A 16,959-nucleotide genomic window follows, 5' to 3' on the forward strand; every position below is an offset into this window, starting at 1 on the left:
TCATAAAAGTGCGCACAGAAGGAATCGGCGCGATTGGTAAAATTCCACCCGGCTTGTATGATGGCAACTCGCCCACCAACAGAGCGCCTGATATGAGATTCATTGTCCAACTACTGATCTCATTTTGATTATGGGTGATAAATGCTTCAATTAACTGACTCTTACAAGGATGTTTAATATGAGCTGGCTTAGCACCATCGGTAAAATATTAGAAATGTCAGTGCCAACCTCCGGCTATCCAGACAGCAGGAAAAAAAAAGAAAGCAACCCAATCATAGACTCTGTAATTAGTGGCTTTTCAGGACATTTTATTTTAGACAAAATCAAAACTCCCGCAATCGGCGGGGTTGTCTACAGCGGCTTGGTTTCGGGCGCAGCCGACCATTCTGGAATATATGTCGGGTATGGCCGAGTGGTGCATTTGGACGGTTCTGGACGTATCGAATGCGTGACTGCAAATGTCTTCATGAACAGACTAAAAGGTTCAAATACAGCGCTAGCAATTTACACATCCTGCAAAGGAGGCAAGCCAATCGGCTCCAGAAAAGCTGCTGCTTACGCCAAAGCGCAAATTGGCAGAAAGGTAAAATATAATCTACTCAACAACAACTGCCATAAATTCACACTCGAATGCCTAAGCCAAACACCATCAACATTTTCTTGTTTATTTATTGAAGATCTAAAGCAACGATCAAAATCATTTATCAACCATGACACTTGGAGAGTCTGGGATATGAAGTATAAATATTAACAAGCAGCCGCGTTGCTGTTGGTGGTCAGATCGCCCTGATACAGGCCGTCCTGACGGGCGAGCTGCTTTCCATAGCGCCAGTCCTGCACCTTCCACACGCCACTAGCGGTGAACAGCAGCAACGCCAGCTCACCCACCAGCGCCAACTTCAGCGCGGTGGGACTCATGGCACATCCTTGAAAAAGACGTGGTGACCGAGCTTCAATGTCTGCTTGGCACCTTTCACCCAGGCCGGCGGCTTGGGCATAGTGGTCGCGTAATAGTGCGTGGCACCGCCGGTGGGATCCGGCACCTTTCCATCGATCACTTGGTCAGCGGCAATCCGCGCCTGCGCGAGCTCACGAAAAGGAATCTTCTTGGCGCCGCTCAGGTAGACGTAGTTCGGGTCGCTCCTGTTCCAGCAGCTGAACTGGTACGGCTTCTGGCACACACCGGCATAGCCCTCCCCCCACCACGACTTGGTCTTGCCGTCGTTCACGCGGTTGCAGATGGTCCAGGCCACGGCGATCTGGCCAGCCAGGGATTCGCCGCGGGCCTCGCCCCACAACGTGCGAGCGAGGATGTCGCGGTCATTCTCGGATACGGTCATCACTTTTCTCCGGGCAAAAAAAATCCCGCACTTGGCGGGCCTTGGTGTGCGCTAGGCACTTAGGTTTCGTTGGACTCGGACGCTTCGGCACTCACCGGCAACGGGTACCGGGCTTTGATGGCGGCCACCGACGCGAGCCACGCGGTATAGTCAGGCTCGAGGCCTTGGGATAGCGCGTCATAGTCCGCCTCCAAACGCAACGGATCTGACTCGGCAAGGTAAGCGGTCCGACGCGCATTGAGCGCAGCTTCAAGCTCCGCATTCTTGCGATCTTCCTGCTGCTGCTCGGCGGTGATCATTTGGCTGAAGTCGATGTTCATTCTGGAAGCCTCACATCACCATCGGGCGGGTTAACAATGTCGCTGGGGAAGCGGACCGCGATACTGGAATCCTCGTCGCAAGGAATCCCCAGGGCGATAATGAGATCCCCATTGAGACGGGTCACATCCCCCACCACATGCTGGCAGTGAACCGCCGACCAGGGCAGAACCGCACCCTCCGGCAGTTGCCGAAAGTCGAACGACTCCCCGTTGATGATCAGCACATCGCCGGTTTTTTGAACTGAAAGCGGCACCCGGCCGCCCTGCGGTGAAAGCTTGATAATCATCAGAACCACCTTCCTATTGCTAAATACCGGCCACCGGAGATTGTTTGAGCGGTCGGACCATTGCGGTAGATCGCCTTGGCAGACCAGTTGGCCCTTGCGTTATCTGTGGTGTAGCCATACACATCAAGACTTGATTGAGGGGTGCCAAAGGCCTGATAGGTGTAGGTGGTGTCCACAAACAGAACCGGAAACACGCCCAGCGGCGACACCGTCGCGATGGCGCCGGCAGCAACGGTGAAGTCCGCAATTGGCCCCGTGCAAATCAGCCGGCCGTCTGCAAATTTCGTGGCCTCACCGTTCGCGTTCACCACCTTTTCAAAAATGGCGCCGGAAGGTACGCCGCCGCCTTGCGAGACGGTTCCGAGAATAGCCGCGACGGCAGCGGCGCCCAAACCCAAGCCTGCGCGTGCCGCGGCCTGAGTAGTGCCACCCGTCCCGCCTTTTGCAACAGGCACCACGTTTTCGACAGAGACCGTGCCGAGCCCGGCCAACGTGGCGCCCCATTGGTCAACCAATTGCCGCAGGCGGTCGGCGGACTCTTTCACGTAACCCTGCATCGGCGCCAGGGCATACGCCCCGCCAGCGGCGGTAGCACCTTGATAGGCGGGGAGAATCGAAAGCACCGTAGTGCTGGCAATGTTCGAGACTTCGTACCAACGACCATCCGGGCCTTGAAAAGCATCGCCCACGCGAGCGTTGGCGGCGAAGGCCGTACCGGTGCCGGTCACGGTGGTGCTGCCGCTAGTGACAGCGACTGTTCCTGATCTATACCAGGGCATGGGTTTTCTCCAGGCAATAAAAAACCCGCTCATGGCGGGCTGGCTTTAGTTTGTTTATGCGTTGATCTTGGCAAACACAGCTGGCATGAAAAAAGCGAATGGATTACTGAAGCCGTCAGTCACGGCATAGAGCGTTCCGCTTGCAAAATCCCACAGGGTTTTAACCAGCCTTCCCGACCCGGCCCCAGTCACCATCTTCATACCGAAGGTGTTGATCAGCAGGTATTCGTTTTCTGGAAAGTTAAACGGGACCGTGTAGAAAATTCTGGTACTACCAGTTGCGCTTGTTTCATATCGAACATAGGTCCAGTTCTGAAAGGCACGCGTGAACAGCGCAGCCGGTGTTCCCGAATCGAACAGTAATTTCGAAGATCCATCCCATAATCGAAAGCCAAACGAAGCCACCGGCTGAGCACCGAAACTTGCTGCAAAATACCGACCGTTTGGCTGATTGGTATTCACGTCGTAGGCCCGGACATAGAACCCGGTCCAATTTCCGGGGGATCCGATCAACTGCATAGCCGTTAGACCGGCAATGCCGCCAGTGTCGGGTCGACAAAACACCAGTGGAGGCTCTTGGCTAGTGATAACACGCGGGAAACTCGTCGATGATCCAAGTCCGGACTCTTGAGTCGGCGCATATCGCCCACTGCAAATTACAGTTAGGCGGGCAAATTCGGAGTCGACCACCACCTGATTGTTGTTGTTGATGAAAGTTAGTCCGTAAGACATCAGGCAAACCTTATGACCATTAATCGCATGGTTCCGCTGGTGGACAGACTGGCCGCAAAAGTACGGGTGTAGTTGTAAACACGCGCAACCCCTGAAACCATTTCTGTTTCAAATTGATAAGCGGTGTTTTCGTTGTAAGTTTCGACTGGGATAACGATGGCGACCGAGTTGGAGGCGTCGCAGCCTGGCACAGAAAAGTCCTGACTCCCTTTATTGGTGGTCGAGAATGTCACCAGTGTCGACAGCACCACCCGCATCGTGAACGAATTCTCGTCAAGTTGAGTCGCTCCGTCAGCCCCCCATGTCCTTATGCCGAAGCTCATGCGGAAAGATCTCCCCATTGATACCGCTTAACGTTGTTTTCGTCGAAAACCTTACCGCCACGGTTGTTGATCGTTTGCCGGCCTCCACCTCCCAGAGCGGAGTTCAGTTCAAATTCGCCAGTCACAAAATTGATTTTCAGCCCCGTCTGTCCAGCGACGTAATTTGCGGACTGAAGGCTGTCGGTCAGTTTTGCAACGCCGATTGAGGCGTTCTGAATAAAGGCTGAGTTCATGAACACTTGCCCGCCAGTGACAGCAAACGGAGAGGACAACGTGCCGTTGATGCCGTTAACCACGGCAAAAAGATCTGCACTTACCAGGAACTTGCTTTGCAATCCTGCCGGGCCGTTCTCAATGCCCAGCCCGATTCCCGCCGTAACGTACTGCCCCTGGCTATTCAGCTGCATTTTTACCGACCACATCGTGCTGGCTTTGCCGTCGAGCGATACCACCGCCTGACTGACCGTCTGCACGGCTGCGTTTGTGTTGCCAATCGACACTTCCAGCTGTTCCGAGCGCCGAGCCTGGGCTGTATCACCATCAGCCCTGACGCGGGTTTCTTCGGCAAACTTCGCCGTAGATCCCCACGCCCCAAGCGCTCCAGCCAAATCGCCCTCTGCGTCGTCATCCCGCCCGGCCGTGTAAGCGGCCTCCACGGTTGACCGCATCGAAGCCACCGCCGCGTCGGTTGTCACCAGTGCTTCCTGCACGTCCTGAATCTTCGCCGCGTTATCATCGACATCTACTTCAACCGTTCCGATCCTTACCCCCAGCGCATCATCCGCTGTCGTCCTGGCTTGGGATTCGGTACCGATGGCCGCTGTATTGCTGTCAGTCTCGGCTTTCAACTGATCCAGGCGGCTCGCTGATGCAGCGCGGTCGTTGGCCATCGCCGTTTCCAGAGTGCTGATCCCGGCTTGGTTGCCTGCGACCTGCGCATCGAGTGTGGTCAGGCGAGTGGTCGTTGCCTCCCTTTCCGTAGCGCTGGTTCGCACTTCCACCGCAAACCTCGCGGCGCTATCCCACTCATTCAGGGCCCCAGCCAAGTCCCCTTCCCCATCCTCATCCCGGTACGACGCCTGCAGTGATTGCAGGGAAGACGACGTAGCCGTGACCTTGCCGTCCACCGTGGTGATGTCGGTCGTGTTTTTATCGATCTGCACAGCTTGGGCGTTGACCGTCGACACGATGCCGCCGATGTCGAGCCAGTAGGTCGAATTAGGCGGCGCATTGGCCCCGCCGGCGTTAGCGGGCACGGCCAGAATGGCGGTGTACAGGCGCTGCCCTTTGCGCACGTTGTCGTTTTTCAGGTAGCTGTTCGCCGGAACGTATTCCAGTGCATCAGTGATTTGGCTGATCTGATCCTCAAGATCGCTCTTTGCCGCTTCAATTCGACCATTGACAGACTCCGGGCCATAGCCGGAGATCTTGTCGATCTCATCGAGCAGGTGCTGGCCAAGTTCGGACTCGGTGATCTGGCCGGCGATCATGTCCAGGATCGGGCCGGCTTCTGAACTGGCCTGTCCCATTACGCCGTCTATCACTGGGTAGAACGGGCCGATGTTGCCGATCCGGTCGACCAGGCGCGCCCAAAAGAAGAACGTGGTGCCCGCCAGCAGGCTCTGCATCGAGTAATCGCATTGCGGGTAGGCAAGGTCTGCCAGCTTCGTTGCAGCGGCCAGGTTGTTGGCCGGGCCATACCAGAGCTCTGTGCGCTGGGTGTCTTCGGCGCCAGCTGGAAAGCCCCACTTCAGGCGAATGCCAAACAACAACGCTGTTGCGGTCAGGGATGCCACCGCCGGCGGCAAACCACTTTTCCCTTTGAGGTCGGTGAGGATCGAGTTACGCCAGATCGACGAGATGTCGAAGGCGCTCACGGCACGAACGCGAGCCACATAGGCACCAGCATAGATACCGGTAACGTCGACGCTGGTCAGCCCGGTGCGTTGCACTTTGATCCAGTTGCCGCTGTCCTTGCGCCACTCCACGTCATAGCCAACCGCGCCGGGAATCGCCGGCCAAGTGATCGTCATGGTGGCGACAGCAATGCCTTGTGAAACTACCGAGCTTGCAGCCAGGGTGACGCTGGCCGGCGCCGGCACCACCGTGATCGGAATGACACTGATTGGACGCTCCTCCAGACGTGCACCGGTGTCAATGAACGCGAACTTGCTCGGCTCGTACTGCAGCGCGCTGATTTCGTAGTCGCCCTCGGCCGTGCGCTTGGTCCGCAGGACGCGATACAGCGGAATCGCCAGGTCATCGGCATCCAGCGCCCATTGCAACTGCGGCAACGGTGGCTCGCTGTAGCTGGTGGTCACGGTCACCGCGCGGCCGCTCACGCTCTGCACGGTACGACCTTCGGCACGCCCACCGGGCAAGTTGATGATCATGCGATCACCAGCCTTGGCCTGGGTGTCACGGTCGAGGGTCACCACGCGACCGGCGACCGCCGAGATGCGCCCGCCCACCTCACGCCCCGCCAGCAGCGAGTCCGCCACCGGGATGATATGGCCCGGCAACGGGATCACACCTTCCATGCCGGTCTTGAACGACACGGTGCGGTCCTGGTTGTTGCTGAGGATCGCCCACTTGCCACGGCGCTGGGCCTCGGAAGCTCGGGTGCACCCGATGGCGCTCAGTTCGGTCGGCCGGTCACCATAACGCCGTTGCAGATCCAGATCAGCGAACGGGATGACATCGGTGTCGTAGTTGTTCGCTGGGTTGTCGTAGCTGACCAGCGCCCGAGTGTAGCGGGTCTTCGCCGAGGCGCTGCCATAGGAGAACTTGCCATCGATGACGTTGGCCCGGGTGAAGACGTAGTCGAAGTCCTGGGCGCGCGGCATATCAGCCTGCATTACCAACTGCCCTTGGGCCCAGTAAGTCATGCCCCGATAGATACCGGCGATGTCGCGCAGCAGAGACCAGGCATCAGCCTTGCCCTGCAAGTTCATGTCGCACAGAAAGCGCGGCTCGGTACTGTCCAAGCCATTCGGCACCATCTGGTCGCAGTACTGAGAAATCCGGTACAGCTCCCACTTGTCGACCATCCACGGCTTGATGCGCTTGCCCAGGCCGAAGCGGTCCTCGGTGCATACGCCGTAGGTGATCCACGCAGGGTTGTTGGTCCAGGCCGACTTCATGCTGCCGTCCCATGTACCGGCGTAAGTGCGGGCCACTGGGTCATAATTGCTCGGCACCATCCAGCGCCGCGCCTTGCACCGTACCGTCACCGCCGGAATGTTGGTGAACTGCTCGGCATCGAACTCGATATAGAGCAACGCGGTGTTCGGGTAGCGCAGCTTGGCGTCGATCACTTCGGTAATACCGGCGATCAGCATGGTATCGGCGATCTTGTTGCTGTTCTGGTTCGGCGTCAGGCGGCGCACGCGGATCTGCCAGCCAGTAGTGGCGTCGGGCAGATCGATCCGGCGCGAGCGCTCGTAGCGCGTGGTGGTTTTGCCATCCACGGCATCAGGGTAGACCTGCTGATAGGCGCCGCCGTCGGTGGCCACATCGATGGCGTATTCGATTCGATAGCCGCCCACGTTGCCCTGGTCATCCTGCCGTTGCAGGGCTGGCCACGCAAAACGCAGCCGAACGGCCGACAGCTGGGTATTGGTGATCGAGCGCACCCACGGCGCATCACTGCGCAATTCGATGTTCAGCGAGGTTTCGTTCTCCACGGACGGAATGCCCGGGATGTAGGTTTGATCCACCGAGCCCGGCCGCCAATCCCACTTCACATTGGGGAAGTTGTAATTGCCACTGGCATCGCGGATCGGCGTGTTGTCCAGGTAGATGTCGTAATCGGTCGGAGTACCGTCGAACTCGCCCTCGCCCACGGCGATCAACAGTTTGGCCAAGTTCGTGGAACGCAGGCTGTCGCTGGCTTCGGTCGGCGACTTTGGCTTACTGCTGCCGCCCTTCTCGCCATGGATCTCGATCTGTTGTGCTGCGCCCATGCGTTCCTCCAGGCATAAAAAAACCGCCTCTTGGGCGGTCTGTGTGCTGCGTGCTAATTACGTTTTGTCTTCAGCGTTGATCGAGGCGGAAATGATCATGCCGCCCCACCGGCGCTCGCCGATGCAGATCGGCACCGGGTTGCCGCTGGCCGTGGTGTTCTTGGCGCTACCGAAGGCATAGGACGGCGCATTTTCGGGGGATGAGCTGTACGAGAGACCACCCTGCTGTGGACTGAGCATCTGAATCACGCCGCCAGCGGTTGATGCAATACCTGCGGCGTAAAGAGCAGACACTGCCGACCCAGTGAAAGCACCGAATGGGTTGAAATATGCGGCAGCAATCAACACCGCCCCCACAACTGTTTGAAGAACACCTGCGCGCTTGCTACCAGAGATTACCGGGACGATTTTTAGAACCTGCGTTCCAGATAGATTCAGGTCAGATAGCCCTGCATTTTTCCCATTTCTGTAAATTGCAAAACACATCCCGAGCCGATCGAGTCGTTTAATCTCCTCCTGAAAGCCTGGGATCGTCGCATTGAGCGCTTTGAAAACCTCCAGCCCTTGCCCGGAATCCAAGAGCAAGTGATGAACTTCGCCAAATTTATTGGCAAGCTGCCTGGTCAACTGAACCCGAGTGCGTGGTGAGTAATGCGCTACCGTTGTCGCCATTCTTTTCTCCGGACAATAAAAAACCGCCAAAAGGCGGTTTAGCAAAAGGCACACTCTCTATCGTGCGCAGCTCTCAACAACGCTTGTCACCTTCGTAGAAGGGTCCTGCCATGTACGAAAGAAATGGTAGGCAACAGTTGAGCCGCTTGGAGTGGGGGTGATATCAACAACATGCCAAGGGGATTCAGGATCCGGCGCAATCACTGAATATCGCTCACCGGAGGACTGTAAAACCCCGCCGACGCTCCCACCTATTAACGATGTGGATTGCCATCCGTCACGAATACACTCAGCTACATTTTTCGCTTTTTTCTCAGAGGAAAGCGTCAATAGTGGTGCGTTTTTCCGGATATCGCTAGCAGTAGAACATCCCGCCAACAACGCTATAGCCAACGCCCCTACGATCAATTTCATGCAGGTCACTCCTGTGGAAAGGCGGCAATGTAGCATCGGAGGGGCAGAAACGAAAAAAAAGCCGATCCTGTCCGGACCTTTCTATGTATGAATCCACAGGTCTGGCTATCGCAACCACGATGGCATAATGACACCGCTTCAAATAATGAAGACGTTACTCTACAACCTCAATCATATCCGGATAGTTAAATGGACATAACCTCTTTACCACCAACGGTCTTTGTGGCTTTCGGTGTTATTACCGCCGCACTCCTAACTGGCTTTTTTTCTATAATGAACATGGTTAGCGCCAAAGAAAATAAAGTTTCTGAATTTCGTTTAGCGTGGATAGACGGTTTGAGAAATGAAATTGCGGAGTACACTTCCGCAGCACAAGAAATCTACAGAGCACGTAACCCGAACAAATTCAGCGGAGAAGAATTCCACTCAATAACAGAAAAACACAATCTAGAAATCGAGTTTTACAAGGAGACTAAAGAAGCTTACGCCAGAGCTGTTGAAAACCTAAGCAAAATTCAACTTAGACTGAATCCTGAACACATCAGAGAAAACCCTAATGGCGCTGAGGCGAAGCTAATGGAAGCGGTTTTAAAAGCCAGAAGACTACGAAATAAAGACTTTAAAGAAATCCTTCAATGCTGCGAGGAAATAAGAAATGCAGCAGCCCCAATACTAAAAAGCACTTGGGATTTAGTTAAGCGTGGAGAACCATGGTATCGAGTAATTCGAACTTCTTCGTTAATTACCGTCCTACTCGGTTTTTACGCCATCATCGCCTTCGCACTCTTCATTGGGTTCAATACCTATCAAAACGAAAAAAAGAAAATGCATGCTAATTTTTCTCAACAACGAATGGTCCCCCCTCAATTACATACCGACCCTGTCAGCGAACCTTCATCTAAAAATGACTCAAGCATGTAACCGACTCCTATCATAGAATCGGCTAAAGTTATTGCCTGTACGAATACCCAGTAACGCCCCTCCATCACCGGATAGTAGCCTCCTGCCTTCACGCAACGGATTCCCCAGTCCTTTGCCTGCAAGCCCAAGGACTGGGATAGCGCCATTTCCGGCGCGTTTATGACCTGGAGGTCATGTGAGCAACGAAGACTTTAAGCCTAGAGAGCCTTTTTCTATCGATTGGCCACGCCAATACAATGTTGGCCCCTCAGACGAACACCTTCACGCGATGGGGCAGTTCATCGTCAATTACTCAGCAGTCGAATGGCAGCTTTCTGAGCTCTTTGCCTTCTTTCTCAAAATGCCAGTTTCCGAAGCCCAAAGGCTTTCAGTCGAAGCCAACATCTCGATGGCTGGGATGATCAGGTACGTTCAAGGACAAATAGCCCATTCGGAAATCAGCGATCAACAGGCCGTAGACGATCTTTTGCACACGCTCAAATCGTTCGATGCAATCAGTGCGTTGAGGCATAAAATTGTTCATTGGCAATGGGGGCTGAATGAAGGTCCAACAGCATCGTTAACCGACCTGATTAAGCCGAAGAACTCAAAAAAATCGAATGCAACACTCAACATCAGCGAGCTTAGAGAACAGTGCCTAAAGCTCATGAAAATTTTGCAGGCAATATCGCTAAACGGAGAAATCATCAGGGGCGTGAGGACGCGCGCTCAGATTCTAGAAATCCGCAAAGGTACATCTCCCGAAAAGCTCTTTCGACCGTAGACCTTGATATCGGCCATTGTCCAGTCTCTTCCAGAACAGCCAATCCCACTTCAACCATCGCCCTAGAGACTGGAATGTCCTCAGCGTTCATCGCTTTCTGATCAGCGCTCACAGCACGAACATCCATAAACACCTCCGCGGCACCGCCGCATCATGTGATTGATTGGGCATCCTTGTGCCTGAGAATCAGACGAGTCCGGTCGAGCCACGGCCCACCGAACACAATCACCTCCGATGGCCTGCCGTACAGGTGGTGCAACAGGAAAGGCCCGGGACCGAAGGTCGCCGCATCCTCGCCAGGTAGTGCCGCATCGCTGCCGAGGAAGATGCCAGCATGATTCGGGTAAACCGTGCGGCCCACCTCCATGACGACCATGTCACCGCGCTGCGGCTGATCCACCCTGTAGAAGCCGGCTGCCTCGTAGTTCGCTTCGTACAGACTGGCGTTGTCCTTGCTCTCCCACCAACCATCGGCCCGCTTGAAGGCCTCAAACTCAAGGCCCCATTCACGCTTGTACCAGTCGGCGCAGACCTGCCAACAATCCCAGGCACCGTGTACGAAAGGACGTTTTAGCAATTGGACGTCGCCGGTCGGCATGACCGTGCGCAGATCGCCCTCTGGCCAGCTGAGGATGTGCCACGGCAGCGCCGTAGCCTCGCACATTGCCAGGTCACGCGGCGAAGGTCTGCTGGTCGTGTCCGGATGCGAATGAACCACACCGATCACTTCGCCGATGTCCTCAGCCGCGGCGTACTCCTCCGGATCGATCCGGAACTCCTCGCTCGGCTCGGTGGAGATGTTTCGGCACGGGTAGTATTGCTGTTTGCGTCCGACCGCCAGCAACAGCCCGCAGCACTCATTCGGGTACTCAGCAGCGGCGTGCACTTGGATCGCGCTCAAAATGTGCTTGCGCATATTCAGCTCCGGGCAATCAGGGAAACGGCGGGAAAGCCACCGAACGGCATTGGGTTGCCCTCACCGAAGCGCGGAATGCAGCCCCGGCCCAGCGTTGCATCACAGGCATCGAGTTCCGGGTTATCGGTGGGCACGCCATCCTTGGTGACGTAGTCACCGGTGTAACCGCAGTTCGGTCCACGGTAGCCGCCAGTAAGACACCAATGGCACAACGTTGTGGCCTGTCGGCCAACGGACTCGCCGCCGACATCGCCCGGGCTGGCCAGCTCCCAACTGACCGTCTCGCCGTCCTCATTGGTCTTCTGGTCGATGTACCAGACCTCGATCATCTCTTGGGTTGGATCTGCCGTCGGGTTGCCGGCCGGGAAGTTCACGGCATCCAGGTACGTGCCCAGCGTGTGGCGCATCGTGAACTTGAACTCGAGCAGATCGGCGAACGCCAGGCAGAGCGCGGTGATGCGCCCACTGACGTTTCCGACTGATAGCGTCGGCCGCACTGCTGTGCCGTCGCCATTCGACTCGATACCGTCAATTTGCATCGGCCAGGCACCGTACTCGTTACCCTGCCACCAGATAGCCTTGGCCGGGAGCTGGTCGGCATTGGCGCCGGCGGCGATCAGCTCGGCCGCCGTGTGCGGGATCGAATGCCCGTGAAAGCGCAGAACGTCTGCGCCGTAGTCGCTGCCGTCCAATTCGAAGAGCAACACTTCACTGCCAGGCTCGAGCACCTGGATATCTCTGATCAGCGGCATGATTGCCCCTTATGGTTGGAAGGCTCGCTCGAACGTAGCCGTGAGCTTGAAAACACCACCGCCCACCGGGGTGGGCACGGGATTTTTGCAGGTGAACAGGCCTAGCTGGCCGAGGGGCGTTGTCCAGAGAAAGGCTTTCGCTCCGGCGTGCCGGTCGAGGAAGTCCATGATCTCCAGCACCTTTACTTTCAGGCCGGTGAAGGTGATCGGGTAGGAATCCTCTTTGTTGTTGGGGCCGTCGCCGACCTGCTGCTTATAGCCGCCTCCAAACTGCGCGGTACGCACCCTGTAAGAAATCTCAGGTGAGTCACCACGTTCGGTTGGCCAGGTGAATTTCTCGATGGCCATCAGCCCCTCCCATTTGTCAGGCGCCAGATTGATCCACCCGGCTGAAGCGCTCGGGCAATTGCCGTTTCCGCTTCGGTTTTGGCCGCCTGCTGGATGCTTTTTCCGAGCTGATTTGAGGCTTCTTGCGGTATCGCACCATTCTCCCCAGTGGTCTGCACTGAAACCGCCACGGGGAAGTTGTACGTGTTGCCACCACTACCACCAGATATCGCGGCCAGCGCTGGCCCGCCGCCAGAAGTTAGCGGCGTGACGCTGCCGCCATTCGCCCCGGTCATGAGGAAGGACCGGCCGCCCTCGTTGTACAGCTCAGGCCCCAACTCATTGACCTCATACAACGAGTTCGCCGCGACCGGACCGCCAGAGGCTCGGTAGCCTGAGAAATCGACATTGGTGTAGCCAGCCTGCGAGGCACCAAGATTCGACGAGGTAGCACCGGCAGAACCAGCAGGCAGCCCATTACCCGTGCCACTACCAACAAAATAATTGGTAGCGGCACCAACCAGGCTGCCGAGCAATGCCGAACTGGCTTGCCGTGTAGCGATGCGCGCCATGTCGGCCAGAATCGACTTGGTGAAGTCCGCAAACGACAACTTGCCGGTCATGGCGAAGTTGACTATCGCGTCTTCCATCGAGCTGAAGGCATTGCTGAACAGGCTTTTGGTCTGCCCGGCCACGTCACGCGCCGACTCCAGATAGTTCTGCCATGCCGACGATGCGCCGGCGCTCCAGTCGCCCTGGGCGGCGGTCATATCGTCGTAATTGGCCTGAACAGTGTCGTGCAGATCCTGCTGAGTCGCTTTCAACGCCTTCAGTTTGGCGTTGTACTCGTCCAGGCTCATGCCGCGCGAGCCGTCGCCGTACTGGTTGGCCAACTCTAGGCGCTGCTGGTTGAAGCGGTCATCGATTCCGTTCTGCTGATCCGTCAGTGCGCGCTGCCGGTCACCCTGACCAAGGCCAGATGCCGCCCGCAATCCCTGCTGCCGCAGCGTGTCGACCTGTTGCTGTAGGGCGCTGGTGTAAGTGTTGACTGCGAGGGTCTGCTTGCGCAGGCGTCCTTCCTCGTTGGTAGCGATGAGGGCCAGTTCGCTGTCGCTGTCATGCTGGGCCTTGACCATGGCCGATCGGGCATCCGAGATCTTTTGATCAATCTGGATGACCTGCGCAGCGGTTGTGCCCTTCTTGGCCTTGGCTGCTTCGAGCGCATCGATTTCCGCCTGATAGCCCTGGGCAACTTCGTCGGCCTGCTGCTTCAACAGGCTGCCCCGTTGCTCGGTGTAGCTGGCCTGGCTGATCACGCCGGCGCGCTGGGAGGCTTCCAGCTCCTTGTCGGCGTTTTTGTAGTAGGCCAGTGTTTCGGCCAGTGAGTTCTTCGCGTTATTGAATCCGGTTGTGTCGACGCTACCTGCGGCGACCTTTGGATCCTTGAACTTGTCGTTGATGTTCGCGATGTTCTTGTCGATGGCCACTTGGCTCAGGCGTGGGTCGTTCGGCGTCACCTTGCGGATATCGTCGAGCTGCTGCTTGTATTCCTTCAGAGCCTCGGTGCGCTTTTGTTCATTCGTCCACGAAGACTTGGTGAGAGCGTCGACTTTACCCATCGCAATAACCGCAGCGCCTTGGGCTTTCGCCTGCTCACCCTCCCACTTGGCGATGTCTGCTTGAGCTGCCTTCTCGTCCTCCAGCATGTTCAGCCGATTGCGTCTGAACTCGATCAGGGCATCCTTGGATTTTTGGCTTTGAAACAAGCCGTCCATGGTCTCGGCTTCACGGAGATCGTTCTGCGCAGTCTCGATCTCCGCATTTATGTCACGGCGCCCGATGTTCTTCAGATTGTCCGCGGCGCGCGCGACAGCGTTGTAGCCCCTCTCCCAGAAGCTCAGGTTTTCGAGGATCTTCGGCGTGCGCTCGTTGATGGCGTCCGCGTACTGCTCAGTCGCCAGCTTCACGGCGCCCGCGTGGTCGCCTTGCTCTTCCAGTGCGGCGATCTGCGAGTAAACCGATGCGGTCAGGTAGTGGTACTGCTCGTTCAGTGCAGCGGAAGCCTTGACCGGGTCATCTGCCAGCTTCGAGAACTCAGCGACGGTTTCGCTGACAGCCTTTCCGGTCGCCTCCTGCATAGACACGGCAGCCTGGGTGATACCGGTGAAACTCTCGCCCGCAATCTTGCCGTTGCCGGCCAGAAGAGCCAGAACCTCAGCAGCCTGCCCGGTCGTGCCGACAGTGGCGCTCACTTGCCGCGCCATCTCCCCCAGTTGCGCAGAACTAACACCAGCATAGTTGCCGGTGAGGATCAGGGACTTGTTGTAGCTGTCCTGTTCTTCGCTGCCCTTGTAATAAGCGTACGCAAGCACGCCAACAGCGGCGGTGGCCAGCGCTAGCGGCGCAAGGATCGCGAGCAACCCCGCAGCCCCCTCGCCCGCACCTGCGCCCAACTGAGCGACCGCACGAACACCGCTACCCCAGTCACCCGAGGACAAGGCATTCCCCAACTGCACGACGTTCTCTTGCGCCTGACGGGTGCCGAGGCGAAGTTTGTCGAAACCGGTTGCGGTCTTTTCGAGCTTGGCGTAATCCTTATCGATCTTGCTCAGGGCCGAATTGTACTGGTCCTGGCTGATGCGACCGGCGTCGAGGTGTTTCCCAAGTTGCTCAACTTGGGTGTCCAGCTTGGTCATGGCCGCCCGGGCGGGGTCGATCGCACCCAGCAGGCTGTTGAGGGCCTTCTGTTCATCCAGCGTCGACTTTGCCAATACCACCTGCTGCTTATCCAGCTGGGCGCTGATCTTGGTGAATTCAGCTTCACCATAGGCACCGGTTTGGGTCAGCTTAGCCAGGCTGTCACGTTGTTTGGCCAGTTCCTGCGTGGAGGTCGCGCCTTTCGAAAGCGACTTCTCCAGCGCCTCCATCTCTTTCATCAGGCCGACGGCGGACTGCTCAGCGCGATCACCGGCCTTCGTCAGCTTGTCGAGATCGGTCGCAGCGTTGGCGGCATCAGCCGAATCGACCTTGATGCCGAGTTCTGCAATGTTCATCGACTCACCTTGAATAATTGCCCGCTTTCACGGGCTGTTGTCGCGTGCGTCAGCCATAACCGCGATGGCTTCCGACTCCATAACGCGGATGTCCTGAAACACACCGGGGCGATCCTTCACCGGGATGCCGACGAACTTCATTACACTGGGCAGAACGCCGTAATCGAGACCGGTTGCGCCGCACGTGCCGGTACGCCACTGAGTCCCCATCGACTCCATGACGAGGAAAGACGGCCAGTTGTCCGGCCAGACTTCAATGGAGTCATCGATATCTGAAGGAGAAAGCCCAAATACCGAAAGGACATCGGAATCAGTGGTCTGCTCGTACAGCGCGCGTGCGACGTCGGTCAGTTTCCCAGGCGGGCCTTACCGAACGCTTCGCTATAGGCCTTCACCACGGCATCCGAAACGCCGATGCAGCTCTTCACCAATGCGGTGATGGATTCGTCGCTGAGCTTGTCGGTGAAGCCCCAAGACACGACTAGGTCCTTGATTTGGTCGATGCCTTGCTCGACTTCTGCGGCGGTGACCTCAGACAACGTCGGCTCAGTGCCCTTGAAGCGCTCGCCGATGGCTTCTGCCCTTTCCTTCCAAGCGTCGAACAGTTCAGCCAGCGCAGTGCGATCACGGTATTTGAACGTGAACGGCACCACGGCCGCCTTACCGCCGACCTGCGGGATAGCTACGTCGACAGTGAACGTCGGCTTCGGTGCGATGGAAAACTTTGCCATGAGAATTCCTTACGACAGGTAGCGGGTAGGTTCAGCCTGCAGCGCCAAGTTGACGGTGCGGGTGAGCAGGTTGTTACGCGACACCGCCGGCTGCTTCGAGAACGAGGTGTACGCGCCGTAAAGAACGGTATCGGTACCAGGAAGGTTCATCCGTGCAGCCTGGATCTTCTTACCCGCATCTGCTGCGAGCAGCACTGCGTTGAAAGCCTGCGCCGGATCATCGGCAATGGTCAGCGCCATGCTCGCCGCAGATTTATCTGTCGGGATTTGCTTACCCTGGTCGTCTTCGAGGAAAACCACGTCCAGGTAGTTTTGCTCTCCACCAGAGAACGCGACGTCAGTCACTTGCGGGATTTGCACCCAGGTGAGGACCTTCTTTAGGGTGCCAACACCACCGCCAGCCGGATAGACCTGGATGTCGGACGTATCGATGCCTTCGAGAGTGGTCGACGTTGCAGTGGCCGTTTTTACTCGCACTACACGGTTGTTCAGGCGACTCCAGCCAGCAGTGACCAAGACGATGTCACCTGCTGCCAATGTGCTGCCTACCACCGTGGCAACTGCTTCTGTGGCATTGGACATCGCAGTGAATGGCAGCTCGGCGGCGTAGGTGGCACCGTGCTGGATAGTCGCGCCGTTGGGGAGTTTGTAGCCCATTGGTTTT

Annotated in this window: 20 protein-coding genes; 3 read left to right on the forward strand and 17 right to left on the reverse strand. The window is 57.0% G+C overall.

Translation table 11 applies throughout. The annotated features are described in order from the left end of the window. Window positions 1–178 precede the first annotated feature (178 nt). Window positions 179–751, forward strand: coding sequence for a lecithin retinol acyltransferase family protein (locus ACMDB8_RS16150; RefSeq protein WP_409078692.1), 573 nt, complete (start codon window positions 179–181; stop codon window positions 749–751). Here the strand turns inward: ACMDB8_RS16150 and ACMDB8_RS16155 are convergent. From ACMDB8_RS16155 to ACMDB8_RS16200, 10 genes are read right to left on the reverse strand one after another with little or no spacing between them, the layout of a single operon-like run. Continuing rightward, entirely contained in the window at window positions 748–918 is a 171-nt protein-coding gene (locus tag ACMDB8_RS16155; RefSeq protein ID WP_409078691.1) for a hypothetical protein, read from the reverse strand. The two genes, ACMDB8_RS16150 and ACMDB8_RS16155, sit on opposite strands and share 4 nt — an antisense overlap. Next, on the reverse strand, window positions 915–1,340 hold the full coding sequence (locus ACMDB8_RS16160) for a cell wall hydrolase (RefSeq protein WP_409078690.1): 426 nt from the start codon (window positions 1,338–1,340) through the stop codon (window positions 915–917). The genes ACMDB8_RS16155 and ACMDB8_RS16160 overlap by 4 nt, the downstream gene beginning before the upstream one ends. A 59-nt stretch (window positions 1,341–1,399) precedes the next feature. After that, a complete protein-coding gene (locus ACMDB8_RS16165) occupies window positions 1,400–1,660 on the reverse strand; it encodes a hypothetical protein (protein WP_409078689.1) in 261 nt (86 codons plus the stop codon). Continuing rightward, on the reverse strand, window positions 1,657–1,947 hold the full coding sequence (locus ACMDB8_RS16170) for a hypothetical protein (RefSeq protein ID WP_409078688.1): 291 nt from the start codon (window positions 1,945–1,947) through the stop codon (window positions 1,657–1,659). Before ACMDB8_RS16170 ends, ACMDB8_RS16165 begins: the two co-directional genes overlap by 4 nt. Next, a complete protein-coding gene (locus tag ACMDB8_RS16175) occupies window positions 1,947–2,726 on the reverse strand; it encodes a phage tail protein (protein ID WP_409078687.1) in 780 nt (259 codons plus the stop codon). The genes ACMDB8_RS16170 and ACMDB8_RS16175 overlap by 1 nt, the downstream gene beginning before the upstream one ends. Window positions 2,727–2,780: 54 nt before the next feature. Beyond that, window positions 2,781–3,458: a hypothetical protein gene (locus tag ACMDB8_RS16180; RefSeq protein WP_409078686.1), complete on the reverse strand. Its 678-nt coding sequence runs from the start codon at window positions 3,456–3,458 to the stop codon at window positions 2,781–2,783. Next, window positions 3,458–3,769 (reverse strand): hypothetical protein, encoded by a 312-nt coding sequence (locus ACMDB8_RS16185; RefSeq protein WP_409078796.1) that lies wholly within the window; start codon window positions 3,767–3,769, stop codon window positions 3,458–3,460. The genes ACMDB8_RS16180 and ACMDB8_RS16185 overlap by 1 nt, the downstream gene beginning before the upstream one ends. Window positions 3,770–3,777: 8 nt before the next feature. Further along, window positions 3,778–7,746 carry a phage tail protein gene (locus tag ACMDB8_RS16190; RefSeq protein WP_409078685.1) on the reverse strand — a complete coding sequence of 1,323 codons (3,969 nt, stop codon included), beginning with the start codon at window positions 7,744–7,746 and terminating at the stop codon, window positions 3,778–3,780. Between the two features lie 57 nt (window positions 7,747–7,803). Next, the gene (locus ACMDB8_RS16195; RefSeq protein ID WP_409078684.1) at window positions 7,804–8,418 is read right to left on the reverse strand and encodes a tail assembly protein; all 615 of its coding nucleotides are present in this window, start codon (window positions 8,416–8,418) and stop codon (window positions 7,804–7,806) included. A 57-nt stretch (window positions 8,419–8,475) separates the two neighbouring features. Continuing rightward, window positions 8,476–8,832 (reverse strand): hypothetical protein, encoded by a 357-nt coding sequence (locus ACMDB8_RS16200; RefSeq protein WP_409078683.1) that lies wholly within the window; start codon window positions 8,830–8,832, stop codon window positions 8,476–8,478. A gap of 189 nt (window positions 8,833–9,021) precedes the next feature. On the opposite strand from ACMDB8_RS16200, the gene ACMDB8_RS16205 reads away from it, so the two are divergent. Next, a complete protein-coding gene (locus ACMDB8_RS16205; RefSeq protein WP_409078682.1) occupies window positions 9,022–9,753 on the forward strand; it encodes a hypothetical protein in 732 nt (243 codons plus the stop codon). Between the two features lie 175 nt (window positions 9,754–9,928). Beyond that, entirely contained in the window at window positions 9,929–10,516 is a 588-nt protein-coding gene (locus ACMDB8_RS16210; protein ID WP_409078681.1) for a hypothetical protein, read from the forward strand. Window positions 10,517–10,667: 151 nt separating this feature from the next. On the opposite strand, the gene ACMDB8_RS16215 is transcribed toward ACMDB8_RS16210, so the two are convergent. The 7 genes from ACMDB8_RS16215 to ACMDB8_RS16245 are packed head-to-tail and all read right to left on the reverse strand — an operon-like array spanning window position 10,668 to window position 16,952. Further along, window positions 10,668–11,432: a C40 family peptidase gene (locus ACMDB8_RS16215; RefSeq protein WP_409078680.1), complete on the reverse strand. Its 765-nt coding sequence runs from the start codon at window positions 11,430–11,432 to the stop codon at window positions 10,668–10,670. Window positions 11,433–11,434: 2 nt separating this feature from the next. Next, complete coding sequence (locus ACMDB8_RS16220; protein ID WP_409078679.1) at window positions 11,435–12,184, reverse strand: phage minor tail protein L; 750 nt, start codon at window positions 12,182–12,184, stop codon at window positions 11,435–11,437. A 9-nt stretch (window positions 12,185–12,193) separates the two neighbouring features. Then, window positions 12,194–12,532: a phage tail protein gene (locus ACMDB8_RS16225; protein WP_409078678.1), complete on the reverse strand. Its 339-nt coding sequence runs from the start codon at window positions 12,530–12,532 to the stop codon at window positions 12,194–12,196. Then, entirely contained in the window at window positions 12,532–15,564 is a 3,033-nt protein-coding gene (locus ACMDB8_RS16230) for a phage tail tape measure protein (protein ID WP_409078677.1), read from the reverse strand. Before ACMDB8_RS16230 ends, ACMDB8_RS16225 begins: the two co-directional genes overlap by 1 nt. 27 nt (window positions 15,565–15,591) lie before the next feature. Continuing rightward, window positions 15,592–15,915: a DUF1799 domain-containing protein gene (locus ACMDB8_RS16235; protein ID WP_413966581.1), complete on the reverse strand. Its 324-nt coding sequence runs from the start codon at window positions 15,913–15,915 to the stop codon at window positions 15,592–15,594. Beyond that, on the reverse strand, window positions 15,912–16,295 hold the full coding sequence (locus ACMDB8_RS16240) for a phage tail assembly chaperone (RefSeq protein ID WP_409078676.1): 384 nt from the start codon (window positions 16,293–16,295) through the stop codon (window positions 15,912–15,914). The genes ACMDB8_RS16235 and ACMDB8_RS16240 overlap by 4 nt, the downstream gene beginning before the upstream one ends. 9 nt (window positions 16,296–16,304) lie before the next feature. Beyond that, window positions 16,305–16,952 (reverse strand): phage tail protein, encoded by a 648-nt coding sequence (locus ACMDB8_RS16245; RefSeq protein WP_409078675.1) that lies wholly within the window; start codon window positions 16,950–16,952, stop codon window positions 16,305–16,307. Between the last annotated feature and the right edge of the window lie 7 nt (window positions 16,953–16,959).

It is taken from the genome of Pseudomonas monachiensis (genome assembly GCF_047345015.1).
GTDB lineage: Bacteria > Pseudomonadota > Gammaproteobacteria > Pseudomonadales > Pseudomonadaceae > Aquipseudomonas > Aquipseudomonas monachiensis.

Coding starts and splice junctions, on each gene's coding strand:
- ACMDB8_RS16180 (WP_409078686.1), bottom strand. CDS start 3,458: ATGTCTTACGGACTAACTTTCATCAACAACAACAATCAGGTGGTGGTC.
- ACMDB8_RS16195 (WP_409078684.1), bottom strand. CDS start 8,418: ATGGCGACAACGGTAGCGCATTACTCACCACGCACTCGGGTTCAGTTG.
- ACMDB8_RS16230 (WP_409078677.1), bottom strand. CDS start 15,564: ATGAACATTGCAGAACTCGGCATCAAGGTCGATTCGGCTGATGCCGCC.
- ACMDB8_RS16170 (WP_409078688.1), bottom strand. CDS start 1,947: ATGATTATCAAGCTTTCACCGCAGGGCGGCCGGGTGCCGCTTTCAGTT.
- ACMDB8_RS16220 (WP_409078679.1), bottom strand. CDS start 12,184: ATGCCGCTGATCAGAGATATCCAGGTGCTCGAGCCTGGCAGTGAAGTG.
- ACMDB8_RS16175 (WP_409078687.1), bottom strand. CDS start 2,726: ATGCCCTGGTATAGATCAGGAACAGTCGCTGTCACTAGCGGCAGCACC.
- ACMDB8_RS16205 (WP_409078682.1), top strand. CDS start 9,022: ATGGACATAACCTCTTTACCACCAACGGTCTTTGTGGCTTTCGGTGTT.
- ACMDB8_RS16160 (WP_409078690.1), bottom strand. CDS start 1,340: ATGACCGTATCCGAGAATGACCGCGACATCCTCGCTCGCACGTTGTGG.
- ACMDB8_RS16240 (WP_409078676.1), bottom strand. CDS start 16,295: ATGGCAAAGTTTTCCATCGCACCGAAGCCGACGTTCACTGTCGACGTA.
- ACMDB8_RS16150 (WP_409078692.1), top strand. CDS start 179: ATGAGCTGGCTTAGCACCATCGGTAAAATATTAGAAATGTCAGTGCCA.
- ACMDB8_RS16155 (WP_409078691.1), bottom strand. CDS start 918: ATGAGTCCCACCGCGCTGAAGTTGGCGCTGGTGGGTGAGCTGGCGTTG.
- ACMDB8_RS16245 (WP_409078675.1), bottom strand. CDS start 16,952: ATGGGCTACAAACTCCCCAACGGCGCGACTATCCAGCACGGTGCCACC.
- ACMDB8_RS16200 (WP_409078683.1), bottom strand. CDS start 8,832: ATGAAATTGATCGTAGGGGCGTTGGCTATAGCGTTGTTGGCGGGATGT.
- ACMDB8_RS16165 (WP_409078689.1), bottom strand. CDS start 1,660: ATGAACATCGACTTCAGCCAAATGATCACCGCCGAGCAGCAGCAGGAA.
- ACMDB8_RS16225 (WP_409078678.1), bottom strand. CDS start 12,532: ATGGCCATCGAGAAATTCACCTGGCCAACCGAACGTGGTGACTCACCT.
- ACMDB8_RS16215 (WP_409078680.1), bottom strand. CDS start 11,432: ATGCGCAAGCACATTTTGAGCGCGATCCAAGTGCACGCCGCTGCTGAG.
- ACMDB8_RS16190 (WP_409078685.1), bottom strand. CDS start 7,746: ATGGGCGCAGCACAACAGATCGAGATCCATGGCGAGAAGGGCGGCAGC.